This is a genomic window from Thermoanaerobacterium thermosaccharolyticum DSM 571 (assembly GCF_000145615.1).
Taxonomy (GTDB): Bacteria; Bacillota; Thermoanaerobacteria; order Thermoanaerobacterales; family Thermoanaerobacteraceae; genus Thermoanaerobacterium; species Thermoanaerobacterium thermosaccharolyticum.
In genome coordinates, this window is the sequence record NC_014410.1 from 825,948 (window position 1) to 840,000 (window position 14,053).

11 protein-coding genes and 1 pseudogene (1 of these 12 running past the window's edge) are annotated in these 14,053 nt (G+C 42.2%); all 12 read left to right on the forward strand.

The window, feature by feature from the left end:
- Position 1 precedes the first annotated feature (1 nt).
- Positions 2–2,524, forward strand: coding sequence for a phage tail spike protein (locus tag TTHE_RS04025; protein WP_013297326.1), 2,523 nt, complete (start codon positions 2–4; stop codon positions 2,522–2,524).
- Between the two features lie 214 nt (positions 2,525–2,738).
- A complete protein-coding gene (locus tag TTHE_RS04030; RefSeq protein WP_013297327.1) occupies positions 2,739–3,314 on the forward strand; it encodes a hypothetical protein in 576 nt (191 codons plus the stop codon).
- The gene (locus TTHE_RS04035; RefSeq protein ID WP_013297328.1) at positions 3,311–5,779 is read left to right on the forward strand and encodes a glycosyl hydrolase family 18 protein; all 2,469 of its coding nucleotides are present in this window, start codon (positions 3,311–3,313) and stop codon (positions 5,777–5,779) included. The genes TTHE_RS04030 and TTHE_RS04035 overlap by 4 nt, the downstream gene beginning before the upstream one ends.
- A gap of 87 nt (positions 5,780–5,866) precedes the next feature.
- Positions 5,867–6,286: a phage holin family protein gene (locus TTHE_RS04040; protein WP_013297329.1), complete on the forward strand. Its 420-nt coding sequence runs from the start codon at positions 5,867–5,869 to the stop codon at positions 6,284–6,286.
- A pseudogene (locus tag TTHE_RS14890) lies at positions 6,283–7,286 on the forward strand (N-acetylmuramoyl-L-alanine amidase). The gene TTHE_RS04040 and the pseudogene TTHE_RS14890 overlap by 4 nt, the downstream one beginning before the upstream one ends.
- 53 nt (positions 7,287–7,339) lie before the next feature.
- The gene (locus TTHE_RS04050) at positions 7,340–7,558 is read left to right on the forward strand and encodes an SHOCT domain-containing protein (RefSeq protein ID WP_013297332.1); all 219 of its coding nucleotides are present in this window, start codon (positions 7,340–7,342) and stop codon (positions 7,556–7,558) included.
- Between the two features lie 61 nt (positions 7,559–7,619).
- Positions 7,620–9,188, forward strand: a complete 1,569-nt coding sequence (locus TTHE_RS04055; RefSeq protein ID WP_013297333.1) for a recombinase family protein — start codon at positions 7,620–7,622, stop codon at positions 9,186–9,188.
- Positions 9,188–9,433 (forward strand): recombinase family protein, encoded by a 246-nt coding sequence (locus TTHE_RS15085; protein ID WP_231292720.1) that lies wholly within the window; start codon positions 9,188–9,190, stop codon positions 9,431–9,433. Before TTHE_RS04055 ends, TTHE_RS15085 begins: the two co-directional genes overlap by 1 nt.
- Positions 9,434–9,605: 172 nt before the next feature.
- Positions 9,606–11,174: a recombinase family protein gene (locus TTHE_RS04065; protein ID WP_013297334.1), complete on the forward strand. Its 1,569-nt coding sequence runs from the start codon at positions 9,606–9,608 to the stop codon at positions 11,172–11,174.
- A 153-nt stretch (positions 11,175–11,327) separates the two neighbouring features.
- Complete coding sequence (locus tag TTHE_RS04070) at positions 11,328–11,474, forward strand: hypothetical protein (protein WP_028306869.1); 147 nt, start codon at positions 11,328–11,330, stop codon at positions 11,472–11,474.
- A 199-nt stretch (positions 11,475–11,673) separates the two neighbouring features.
- A complete protein-coding gene (locus TTHE_RS04075) occupies positions 11,674–12,048 on the forward strand; it encodes an ArsR/SmtB family transcription factor (protein WP_005584884.1) in 375 nt (124 codons plus the stop codon).
- A gap of 13 nt (positions 12,049–12,061) precedes the next feature.
- A protein-coding gene (locus TTHE_RS04080) for a heavy metal translocating P-type ATPase (RefSeq protein ID WP_013297335.1) crosses the window boundary here: on the forward strand, positions 12,062–14,053 show its 5' portion. 606 nt of this gene lie beyond the right edge of the window; only the first 1,992 of its 2,598 coding nucleotides appear in the window; the start codon lies at positions 12,062–12,064; the stop codon falls past the right edge of the window.

Genomic DNA, 14,053 nt, shown 5'->3' on the forward strand with positions numbered 1-14,053 from the left:
TATGGCGATAAAATCAATCCTGACAAACCAAGAGGATTTTACCGGTGAGTTTCCTGTAACATCAAGGACGTCTGCTTTATGGCGATTTAATGAAAAAACACCAGACGAAAATCTTCAGCTTATAGACTCATCGGGACATGGCAGACATTTTACCATCTCCGGCTGGTCAGGTACATCAGCAAACCTTATTGCTGGAAGATTCGGAAGATACTTTAGGCAAAATATTGTTAATCCGACTTCTGAAAAGACCCATCTTATAGCAGAAAATGATGGGAGTTTCTTTAGCAATCTGGGCGAAAAGATTGTTGTAGGCGGTTGGATTAATCCTACCACCTATTCGGTTGGCCAGACATATATACCCATATTCAATACCCGCCAAGGACCTGGTCAGCCAATTTTTTATGTTTCACTTTATCAAGGAAGACTTAGGCTGATGTTGTATAACTCCTCCGGCACACTAATTTACGACCAGAGTGAAACGGCTACCATTACCTTGAAAAATGGCGGCTGGTATTTTATCGCTTCCATCATTGAAGTAAACAACAAAAAGGTACAGAACATCATATGCGATCGCAGCGACGGGGCAACCTGGGTGTCGCCTGTGCGTTCCTTTTCGGGAGAATTGAACCGGGAATGTATAGCAGACATTATTATGGGTATGCATGCAAATACCTACTACTATGCCGGAGGCTTTGATGACTGGTTTCTGGAAACGGACTCACAGCTTACAGCTGATGATTTGCTGTTATATTTTAAGTCGTCTTTACATGCAAACGGTGGGGATGCGGCTTCGGATGTAGATGCTTTGGCAGAGCCTGGCACAGTCACCCTAAAAGCAACAGATGGCGAGTATCCTGCAAGTGGCGTACTTTATACAAGGGCGGTTTCATGTGCTTTATCAGGTAGCGGCCGTGTAGCTGTCGTAAGCGAATATACTGCAGGTGTTACGTCAGTGTCTTTAGTAGAGACCAGCACAAGCGATGATCTTGAAGAATGGTCTGCATGGCAGGCTGTGGGAACCAGCGGTGAACTTCAATCGCCAAATCGGCAATATATAAGGTTCCGTGTTACCCTTACCAGCAGCGATCCGTTGAGGACGCCAAAACTTCTGGAAATACAGCTTCATGATATACCGAAAGCGCCCTATGAGAAATTAGGCTTTGCCCGTCCTGTGATTTTGGACAAAAACGGAGCATGGGAAGCTGTTCTTGAAAATGCCTTTGATATCATTGTCACTGGTGAGGTGAACGGCGCGGATACGCTGGAATTCAAGCTTCCGTTCCATGATCCAAAAAGAAGCACACTGGAAAATGAAAAACAAGTGCAAATCGTAAATGACATTTACCGGATCCGAACTTTAACGGACAATAAAAGCGAAGATGGGCGTGTTATTACGCAAGTATATGCTGAAGCGGTATTTTACGATCTGTCTTTCAGTGCGGAAAAAGAACCTAGAGAATTCAATGCAGATACTGCAGATGTTCCGATGCAATATGCACTCCTTGGTACAGGTTGGACAGTAGGAAATGTTACTGTCACTACGAAACGGACATGGCAGTGTACAGAAAAAAATGCCTTATCCATCCTTCGCGCCGTACAGAATATTTATGGCGGCGATCTGGTGTTTGACAGCGCCAACTGCCAGGTACACCTTTTGACTTTTAGTGGTACTGATAGCGGAGCGCTTTTTTCATATAGAAAGAATTTGAAAAGTATTCAGCGGGTAGTCGATACACGCGAATTAGTGACAAGGCTCTATGCTTATGGAAAGGACGGATTGACCTTCGCTTCAATTAATGGAGGTAAGGAATACGTGGAAGATTACACTTTTTCCAGTGAAGTGAGGGTGTCGACGCTTGATTGTTCGTCGTTTACAAATCCGTATCAGATGCTGGAATATGCAAAAATGCGGCTTGCAGAATATTCGAAGCCTCGCGTTTCTTATGTACTGTCTGCAATGGATTTATCTGCGCTAACCGGTTATGAGCACGAAGCATGGAAACTGGGTGATATTGTTACAGTGGACGATAAAGAACTAGGCCTTTTGGTAAAGACTCGTGTTGTGAGAAGGCAGTATAACTTGCAGGAGCCATGGAAAACAGTGATTGAGCTTTCAACTAAACTGCGGGAACTCGGCGATTCTTCAGCACAGTGGGACAAGGCAGCGGATGCGCTGTCCTCAGCAGAGTTGATAAACCGTCAGGAAATTAAAGATATGGTACCATTCAACCATCTGCGCAATTCCAGAGCGGATGATGGTTTTGCCTACTGGGTCAATTCCGGCTTTGAAGTGGATACTGAGAATGGTGTTTCGGGAACTGCTTCCTTCAAGGCTGTTGGTGTACCTGGTATGACAAAGAGTCTGTCACAGACGGTATACCCAGCAACACGTAAAAGTTATACATTTTCAGCGCAGATTGCTTCCGAAAACCTTGAAAAGGGCGAAAACGGCCAAGTTGGTGTTGAGATAGTCATTGAATACGAGGACGGTACAACAGAAACAAGATTTATAGACCTGATTTGAGGGTGATGATATGGCATATTTCAATCAGATTGCACACAGTATTTCTCCCAAAAGTATCAGCAGAGTCAAATCTATCACCATCAGGCTGTGCGTCACTGACTGCACCGGCACAGTGTACTTTACAGACTTATTGCTTCAGGGCGGTTCGGTTTCCACTGGATGGATCGGGCATGTATGCGAAATTCAGTGGACATTAGACGGGTAGGTGAAATGGATGCAGTTTTCAAGATTTACAGAAACCATACAACTAAAAAGCAATAAACATGTGGTGGGCGTTACTGTGATACTCAAGATTTCCGACTGTACCGGAATAATCTATTTCACCGACCTGCAGCTTCAGGATGGAGATCAGTTGACGGGCTATACCGTCCACACGAGCAAAATGTTAACGAAAATGCAGGAAAACGGGCAGCCAGTTCCGCCCCGGCATTATAACGGTGTGGTGCGAACAGCGGAGACTGTAATTTTATTCAACCTGGGTAAAACTTCTGCTGGTCTTGACTGCTATATCTATCCTATACAGTATATGGCCGCAGGAAGTATTGAAATATCCCAAGGTATGGGCGCGCATAAGGTAAGGTTTCTTGACTCGGTTAACGCAGGCGATGAGCTGACACTCAAGGCTTCCACCCGCCAATGCCTAAAAAACGGAAGTCAGACTCCTAAGGATGGGTTTTATCAATATTCTGCGGCATGGGACAGCAAACATACAGTGAAACTGGAAGAGAGAAAATCGGCGCGGGTGCTCTTTGAATTTCAGGAGATGCAGGAAGGCGGCGATCGGTTGTGAGGGATTTCTTAAAAGGCAAACGGTGCATGGTGTGGAGTTTTATGGGAAATGCCCGAATGTATGAAGCACTTAGAGACTATGGCGACCGCCTTGATACGGTAGGCATTTTTACTTTTGAGGTTGACGCAACAGGTACAATCACTGAAACCGGTACCAGCATCAGCAGCATGCTTCCGTATATTCAGAAATGGCCGCACATTAAGTGGTTGCTCACTATTATGAATCATGGAATAGCCAATATTTTTACTACACTTCGCAACAACGAAAACGGTGCAAAGGATAAGTTTCTCACTGAAATCATCCGAATAATGAACAAGTATCCATGGTGCGCTGGGGTAGATATTGACCTTGAGCGCGGTGGAGGTTATGAAAACAAGGATGCGGCGAATGCTTTATTTAGGGATATATACAATACAGTTAAGTCTTATGATGCAACAAAGCTTGTCAACATCTGCCTTCCGGGTATGACCGGCGTTCAAGGCTCAGTGGGCGGTGAAAACTGGTGTGTTTATGCCGATCTTAACGACTATTGCGATACCGCCGCTATCATGAGCTATGGCATGGCATGGGCGGGCTCTGCTCCCGGCCCGGTATCTCCTCGTGACTGGCTTGAGGGCATATATGATTATGCTGTTTCCGTTATGTCACCCAACAAGATATTCATGGGGTTGCCTGCTTATGGCTGGAACTGGAGGATTCATGATACACCTGAAAACCTCGGAATAACCTATCGAGGAGTGTCTAATACCTACTATGCGGCAAAATACTGGATGACTGGGGTTTACAATTTCACAGGCGATGCACCGCCCCAGCCGTTTATTCCAATTGTGGCTTACTGGGATGACTATAACAAAGTACCTTGGGCTCTTCCTCATGTATATGACTATATGGAAGGATGGGATGCTGTATCTTGGGAATATCCGCTGCTAAAAGGGGTTTACAACAGGCGAAGATATTTGACAAGCTATGGCAAGGAGCAGAAAGCGGAGTTCGGAACCATTTATATTGACAGGAACGGAGTTCCGGATGAATACGAAGGAAATGTCATTATTACTGATGAGATGGCCTCACTTGGAGATGACCAGGCGTCAGCAGAGTACCGTTTTGAGATAAGAGAAGCGGGATATTACGATATTGCAGTACAGCTTTGCTTTCCTTACTGGGACAAAAATGCGATTATCGTTTCCCTTGATGGTATATCAAAGACTTTCAGCGAGAACCGTTTATGGTGGCCATACTGGAGAAGAGTTTGCTGGTTGACACTTGCAAAAGGTGTATTTCTCCAAGAGGGAACGCATGCTGTCAGCATAAGTGGTGGTGTGCCGGGAGTCCAGTTTTACGGTTTTAGGGTTTGCAGTGGATTTTCGGAGTATCCCTTTGCCGGTGAAGCCAGCTTTATGCTCTCTCCTCGTCGGTTCAAGGATGTAAATGGTGTGATGGTTGAGCCGGATCGAGGGTTTAAACTGACCTTTGAAATGTTGCGAAGAAAACCCGACTCGGCGCTTATTTGGTATGAGGATTTTCGAGACAGGAACATCCTGCCTGAAAACTACTGGACTGTGCTGGATGGCGAATGGGATGTTTGGCAAGACCCAGACAGCACAGAAAACCGTCCATATTCCCAGCTTGAGGGATATGGCAAACTTGCATGGAAATACGACGGGTTTTCCGATATTCATATCCGGGCAAGGCTGGCCTTCCCTCAAAATAGCAGCGGAAGGGCTGTGGTATTCCTTGGTGATATTTTCTGCTGCTTAAATTATGACACGCAAAGAGTCGAGCTTTATCAAGGTACTTCCTTGCTTGGCAGCTACTCCGCCAGTTTCTCAAAAACTGCAGATGCCGATCTTCGTGCTAATCCAAATATGTATACCATAGAGATGCGAAAACGCGGCAATAAGGTAAGAGTATATTCCGGTGCAGCTTCAACCCTGCGTTTCACAGTGAATGTAAACGGTGGCAGCGGTTATGCAGGATACTGTTCGGACAACCGGACGGTATGCGAGTTGCTGCGGCTGGGCGATGCGTGGGTATATGAACCATATGAGCGTTTTGATGTGGAGCTTCCGGATGGCACTAAAACCAGCTTTGGCAGGCTTGCTCGCACTGGTGTCACGTGGGATGATGAATTTCAGGTGTTTTCAGTAAACGGCGACGTGGAGGAATCGGCAACCCGCAGTGTGGACATTTCGATGGACTATGATTTTTTCCACTCACAGCTTTTGACGCTTTCCTGCGGTAATGACTATGAAGTAAAAATCATACCAAAAGACATCAATATCTGGATATCCCGACTTTTCCTCGGAGATGCAGATGGTTTTTCTATTCTGTATTATCAGGATGTGGACAGCCTCGTTTACTGGGCAAATGAAGCGGCTTATCGATGGAAACTGCGAGGTATAGCCATCTGGTCGCTTGGGCAGGAGGATATGCGGCTGTGGGAGGCGCTTCCGAAGCAAATATAGGTTAAAAGTTTTATATATTCAGCGCTTTGCTTTAAGGCAGGGCGCTTTTTTATATGCAAAATTCAAGTTAAACGGAGGTTTAAGACAATGAAAACAGTATGGAACTGGGTGCAGGCGGTTTTTACTGCTATTGGCGGATTTCTTGGCTGGTTTCTTGGAGGGCTGGATGGATTTTTATATGCGCTCATCGCTTTTGTGGTCATTGACTATGTGACCGGCGTGATGTGTGCCATTGTAGACAGAAAGCTTTCGAGTGAAGTCGGTGCCAAGGGCATCTTTAAGAAGGTGCTTATTTTTGTACTTGTGGGTGTGGGACACATCATCGACAGCCAGGTGCTCGGCAACGGCGGGGCAATCCGGACAGCGGTGATTTTCTTTTACCTGAGTAACGAGGGCATTTCAATTCTTGAAAATGCAGCACATATAGGACTGCCCATTCCTGAAAAGCTGAAAAACGCATTGGAACAACTGCATGGCCGCTCAAATGAGGAGGATGAAAAGAAATGAAGCTTTTTACTAAATACATGACGCGAAACGATTGCTATACAGCTGGTCGAAAAATCACGCCTAAAGGAATCATGGTACATTCGACGGCTGTGCCGGGCGTAATGGCTGCTGATTGGTTTTCCCGCTGGAACAAATCTTACAAAGCCGGTGAAATTAATAGACAGGTCTGTGTCCACGCTTTTGTGGACGATAAGGAGGTTTGGCAATACCTGCCTTGGAACCACCGCGGCTGGCATGCAGGAGGATCCGCCAACAATACCCATATTGGCTTTGAAATCTGCGAGCCTGCCGGATTTACATATAAATCCGGGTCGGTAATGGTGGGCTATGATGCGGCAAAGCAAGAAGCTTATTTCCGTAAAGCGTGGCAGAATGCTGTTGAACTCTGCGTTATGCTCTGCAAGAAGTACGGTCTTAATGAGAATGACATCATCTGCCACTCCGAAGGATATAAGCTCGGTATTGCCAGCAACCATGCTGATGTGATGCACTGGTTTCCCAAGCATGGGGAGAATATGGACACTTTCCGTAAAGCAGTAAAAAAAGCGCTGAGAACAGTACAGATATCAATACTGATATTGGAATTGGAGATATGGTGGAGTTTAAGGTCAGTGTAAAGAATTACTACCCCGGCAGTGTAGAAGTTCCAACGTGGGTCAAAAATGACTATTACCACAGGGTCACACAAACTTTATACAAAGGCAAGCCGGTCATAAAAGGCGGCAAAGAATGTGTTTTGCTTGGCAAAAAGGTTAAGAAATCCGGCGGTCAAGAGATTGCAGGCATAAACACTTGGGTAGCAAAAGAAAACCTTGTAATTGTAAACAGCATTCCTGATAACAAGGGCAATAGAACCTATACAGTGCAAAAAGGCGACACCTTATGGAGAATAGCGGAAAAAGAACTCGGCAGAGGAACAAGATATCCGGAGATTAAGGAACTCAATGGCCTGACTTCAGATACTATTTACCCCGGACAAGTTCTGAAATTGCCGGAATAACGATAAAGGACAGCCAATCGCGGCTGTCCCAAGTTTTTATAGGAGGTGCTTGAATGATAGAGGGGGCTAATCATTTACCATATAACCCGCAGGAAACGAACTATACAAAGATAACACAGGAGGAAATTCAAAGAGAGGTTGATTACTGGCGGGCATATAAAATCCTGCAAAAGATGCTTAAAGCGAGACTGATTTCAGAGGAAGAATTCCATAAAATCGACAAGTTAAATCTTAAAACTTTCTCTCCGATGTACGCACAGCTTATGGCCTAATTAGCTTGCTATTAGCGGCACACAGAGGTAACATGTCACATGCCCAAAGGAGGTGAAAACAGTGAGAAAGGTAACAAGGATTGATGGAAACAATGCTCTCCAAGCTTTCAAACCAAAGGTAAGAGTGGCAGCTTATTGCAGGGTTTCAACCGATAGTGATGAGCAAATGGCAAGCCTGGAAGCACAAAAAGACCATTATGAATCCTATATAAGAGCAAATCCTGATTGGGAGTTTGCAGGGATTTACTATGATGAAGGCATATCAGGCACAAAAAAGGAAAACCGAACTGGACTTTTAAGGCTGCTTGCAGATTGCGAAAACAAGAAAATTGACTTTATTATAACCAAGTCAGTCAGCAGATTTGCCAGAAACACAACCGACTGCATTGAAATGGTGCGAAAACTTACCGATCTCGGTGTTTTCATCTATTTCGAGAAAGAGAATATAAACACGCAGCGCATGGAAGGCGAATTGGTGCTGACAATTTTGAGCAGCCTTGCAGAAAACGAGTCATTATCCATTGCAGAAAATAGTAAGTGGTCTATCAGGCGCAGGTTTCAAAACGGAACATACAAGATTGCATATCCTCCCTATGGTTATGATTATGTGGATGGAAAGTTATTAATTAATAAAGAACAGGCTGAAATCATAAAGCGGATTTTTTCTGAAGCTTTAGCAGGTAAAGGTACACAGAAAATTGCCGATGGGTTAAATTTGGATAAAATCCCAACAAAGAGAGGTTCGCATTGGACAGCGACCACTATCCGCGGTATTCTTAGCAATGAAAAATATACCGGGGATGTCCTTCTGCAAAAAACATATACAGATGAGAATTTTAAGCGGCATTATAATCGTGGGGAAAAAGATCAATACATGATAAAAGATCATCATGAAGCCATTATATCCCATGAGGAATTTGAAACTGCCCAAGAGATATTAAAGCAAAGAGCAAAAGAAAAAGGTGTAATTAAGGGAAGCAGCAAGTATCAAAAACGTTACCCATTCTCGGGGAAAATCAAATGCGCAGAATGTGGCAGTAATTTTAAGCGTCGAATTCATGGCAGCGGTGACCGTAAATATATTGCATGGTGCTGCACAAAGCATATAAAGGACGCATCAAGCTGTTCAATGAAGTTTGTCAGAGAGGATGCAATCCATCAGGCCTTTGTTGTTATGATTAATAAGCTTATTTTCGGTCATAAGTTCATTCTAAGGCCATTGCTGCAAAGCTTAAAGAAGACAAATTACTCAGATAACATAACAAAGATTCAGGAGATGGAAACAAAAATCAAAGAAAATACAGAGCGGGTTCAGGTAATTATGGGACTTATGGCCAAAGGATACCTGGAACCCGCTCTTTTTAATACACAGAAAAATGAGCTGCTTAAAGAAGCGGCTTTATTAAAAGAACAAAAAGAAGCCATAAAACGCACAATCGATGGGAGTCAGACTATCCTCGTTGAGGTTGAAAAGCTTCTTAAATTTGCAACGAAAGCTGAAAAACAGATTGATGCATTTGATAGTGAAATATTTGAGGATTTTACCCGCGAAATCATTGTGTTTTCACAGGAGGAAATAGGTTTCAAAATGAAATGCGGATTGAACCTGAGGGAAAGGATGGTGAGATGATGAGCCATATACCTTTTGGGTATGCCATTAAAAACGGCAAGGCTGTTGTTAACGAAAAGGAAGCGGTTAAGATAAAGGAGCTGTTTGGGGCTTATCTTTCCGGGCTTTCTTTAACTGAAGCGGCCAAAAACGCGGGTATTAAGCGCTGCCATATATCTATTGCAAGAATGCTGACAGATAAACGGTATGTAGAGGATAAATTCTATCCGCCCATTATCAGCAGGGATACATTCGAAGAAGTATAACTGGAAAGACGCAGGCGAGCTGAGGCACTTGGCAGGATTTATGAACATAAAGGAAATGAAAAGAAATGCCTGAATTTTAAGTTTCATGCTTCAATGCCAGATAATCTATACGATGATCCATTTCAGCAGGCAGAGTATGCTTATAGTCTTATTAAGAGCGAGGTGATTTTAGATGACAACCAGGAATGTTACGGTAATTCCTGCCCGTAAGCGAATTGGGAATAGTGCAAATGCCGAGGAATTACCTAAGCTTCGGGTAGCAGCCTATTGCCGCGTATCTACGGACAGCGAGGAGCAGGCAACCAGTTATGAAGCGCAAATTGAGCACTACACAAACTACATTAAAAGCAATCCGGAATGGGAGTTAGCTGGCATATTTGCGGATGAAGGGATTACTGGAACCAACACGAAAAAGCGTGAAGAATTTAACCGGATGATAGAAGAATGCATGCAGGGTAAAATCGATATGATAATTACGAAATCTATCAGCCGGTTTGCAAGAAATACGCTGGACTGCCTAAAGTACATAAGGCAGCTTAAAGAAAAAAATATTCCGGTTTACTTTGAAAAGGAAAATATAAACACGCTGGATTCCAAAGGGGAAATCCTGCTGACCATTATGGCTTCTTTGGCGCAGCAAGAAAGCCAATCGTTAAGCCAGAATGTAAAACTGGGTATTCAGTACCGATATCAGCAAGGAAAAATCCATATCAATCACAACCGGTTTCTTGGCTATACAAAGGATAAGGATGGCAATTTAGTTATCGTACCTGAAGAAGCTGAGATCGTCAAACGCATTTACAGAGAATATCTTGAAGGTTCCAGTATGCTACAGATAGCTAGGGGTCTGGAAGCTGACGGAATTCTGACGGGTGCAGGCAATCCCAGATGGCATACCAGTACCATCAATAAGATTTTGAGAAATGAAAAATATATCGGTGATGCGCTGCTGCAGAAAACCTATACGGTAGATTTTTTATCAAAGAAAAGGGTACCTAATAACGGTATAGTTCCACAATACTATGTAGAAAACAGCCATGAGCCTATAATCCCGCGTGAGATTTTTATGCAGGTTCAGGAACAGCTTGTCAAAAGAAGATGTGTGCATATAAGTAAGAATGGAAAGAAAAGAAACTATAGCAACAAGCATCCTTTATCACAGATGGTTTTCTGCGGCAACTGTCATGAAATATTTCGAAGGGTTCATTGGAATAACCGAGGAAAGAAATCAATCGTATGGAGATGCATCAGCAGATTGGAAAACACCGGTTTATTTTGTACCGCTTCCACTATACTTGAAGATACGCTTAAAGAGAAAATTGTAGAAGCCATCAATGTAGCGGTCAGCGGAAAAAACTCTTTTCTGGCCATACTGAAGAAGAATATTGAAACCGTATTAAGCGAGGATTTGGATGAGAGTACAGCAGATATTGATAAAAGGCTGGAAGAACTTCAAACCGAGTTGATCCAATTGGCAAATTCAAAGGAAGCATACGATAATATTGTCAACGAGATTTACCGCTTACGTGATCTAAGGCAAGAAACACTTTCAAGAAATGCTCTTCGCCAAGATAAGCGGGATCGGATTGCCGAGATGACGGACTTCTTTAACACGCAAACCGGTGACATTACGGAGTTTGATGATAAACTGGTCAGAAAACTGGTTGAAAAGGCAACTGTATATAATGACAGGCTAGTGGTAGAGTTTAAGTCAGGGTTAGAAATAGAAATAAACTTATAGGATTGTAATAAGATTGCCGCCAGTAGGGGAAGAGTACTTATACTATTATAAATAACTACAGGAGACATAATTGGATTACCGATTGCGGGAGCAGAAGCAAAATGCGCTGGTTAAAAATGCAGAGCGTGAAGGAAGAAGCAGCGAATAGCTGAAATGACAGACTTCTTGAATGAACAGTCCTATGAGCTGGAGGAATATGATGAGCAACTGGTAAGGCGGCTTATTGAAAAAGTTACGGTATTTGATAATAAGCTGACCGTTGAGTTTAAGTCTGGAGTAGAGATTGATGTATTAATTTAAAATGAACTTGACCGCCGATTGAGGAGAAATACTTCTTGATGGGCGGTTCTTTTCTATTTATACTTGGGGATAATCTAATAAATAAACACACTTGAACAATTACTCATATGTTTTTATTGACAAACGGAGAATTGAGGTTTACAATATATATGAAAGTTTATTCAAGCGTTCAATTGAATGATAAAGAGGTGATATAAATATGGCAAAAAAAATTCAACCAATTGAAAGATGCGACTGTGATGTAATACATGAGGAAATTGTAAATAAAGTGCGAGAAAAAATGCCTCAAGAAGAAACTCTATATGATCTAGCAGAACTATTTAAAGTTTTTGGAGATTCAACAAGAATTAAGATACTCTGGGCATTAGATGAATCAGAGATGTGCGTTTGCGATATTGCATTCTTATTAAATATGACCCAATCAGCAATTTCACATCAGCTAAGAGTCTTAAAGCAGGCTGAACTAGTAAAGAGCAGAAGAGAAGGAAAGATTGTATTCTACTCTCTTGAAGATGAACATGTAAAGCAAATATTTGACCAGGGATTAATTCATATTTCAGAAGAAAGTAAGTAAAGGAGGGTCAGTAATGTTAAAGAAGGAAGTAATTTTAGAAGGTTTAGATTGCGCAAATTGTGCAGCTAAAATTGAAGATGAGGTTAATAAATTAAATGGAGTCAAAGCCTATATGAACTTCATGAACAAGACATTGACTTTAGAAACTGAATCAGAGCAAGAGTATAAGAATACATTACAGCAAGTTAAAACCATAGTGCACAAGCACGAACCGGATGTGGTAGTGAAAGAAAAATCCGTTAACAAGAGCAATAAAAAAGTATTAATACTTGAAGGACTTGACTGTGCGAATTGTGCTGCAAAGATTGAAGCTCAAACACAAAGCCTTGAAGGAGTAAATAGTGCGACCGTTGATTTTGTATCTAAGAAGCTGACAATTGAAGCGGTCGATAAAAAGGAATTTGGTAAAATTCTTGGAGAAGTAACATCCATTGTAAATAAACTTGAGCCGGATGTTAAAATAGTTGATGCAGAGAAGAAAAAGGTGAACAAAAGCATAGTAATGCTTGAAGGACTTGGCTGCGCGAATTGTGCAGCTAAAATGGAAAAAGAAATAAGCGGTCTAGAAGGAGTTGAATTTGCTGCAGTAGATTTTGTTTCGAAGAAACTAACACTGGAAATAAGTCCGAAAGTCAACCGCTCTGAGTTAAATGAGAAGATTGAAGGCATAGTAAAGAAAATAGAGCCAGATGTAAAGGTCATTTTTGAGGAGAATAACTCCAAGACCAAAATAAACGAAAATAACGAAGAGGAAGAAGAAGGTGTCAACAAAAAAGAAATCATAAGACTTGTGGTCGGTGGAGCAATATTTGCCGTGGGAATCATCTTTAATTTCCAAAATTGGCTTGAGCTTACCTTGTTTATTATTAGTTATATCATAGTTGGTGGAGAGGTTGTCTTAAGAGCAATAAAAGGTATTGCCCGCGGTCAGGTATTCAGTGAGCATTTTTTGATGAGTATTGCTACCATTGGTGCTTTCTTCGTTGGAGAGTATCCAGAAGGTGTAGCAGTTATGCTGTTCTATCTGGTAGGTGAATTGTTTCAGGATATAGCTGTAGGTCACTCCAGAAAATCAATACGTGCTTTGATGGATATTCGTCCTGACTATGCAAATCTTAAAGTTGGCGATGAGATCAGGAAAGTATCTCCTGAAGAGGTAAACATAGGTGACATCATTATTGTTAAACCAGGAGAAAAAGTTCCCCTCGATGGCAAGGTTATAGAAGGAAACTCAATGGTTGACACTGCAGCGTTAACAGGGGAATCTGTTCCTCGTGAACTCGGGCCAGGAGACGATGCATTGAGCGGATTCATTAATAAAAATGGCGTTTTGACAATAGAGGTAACAAAGGATTTTGGTGATTCAACTGTATCTAAAATTTTGGATCTGGTTCAGAATGCCAGCAGTAAGAAGGCTCCTACAGAAAAATTTATAACAAAATTTGCCCGTTTCTATACTCCGATTGTAGTCTTTGGAGCATTAGCCTTAGCAATCATACCTCCATTGGTGATCCCCGGTGCAACTTTCTCTACATGGATATATCGAGCCTTAGTGTTCTTAGTTATATCTTGTCCATGTGCGTTAGTAATTTCAATACCATTGGGCTTCTTCGGAGGGATTGGTGGAGCATCGAAGAGAGGTATATTAGTAAAAGGCAGTAACTATCTTGACGCGTTGAACAATGTGGAAACAGTTGTTTTCGATAAGACAGGTACTTTAACTAAAGGTATATTTGAGGTTGTGGATGTTAACCCCCAAGCCGATTTTACTGATGAGGAATTGATTGAATATGCAGCATTTGCTGAAAGTCACTCAAGTCATCCAATTGCACTATCCATTTTGAAAGTCTATAACAAAGATGTCGATATTACTAAAATTGAAAACTATGAGGAAATTGCAGGTCATGGGATTTTAGCTAAAGTTGGTGGTAAAGAGATTCTTGTCGGAAATAGCAAACTGATGAATAAAGAAAACATTAAATATCAGGAAGTTGAGACTCTGGGT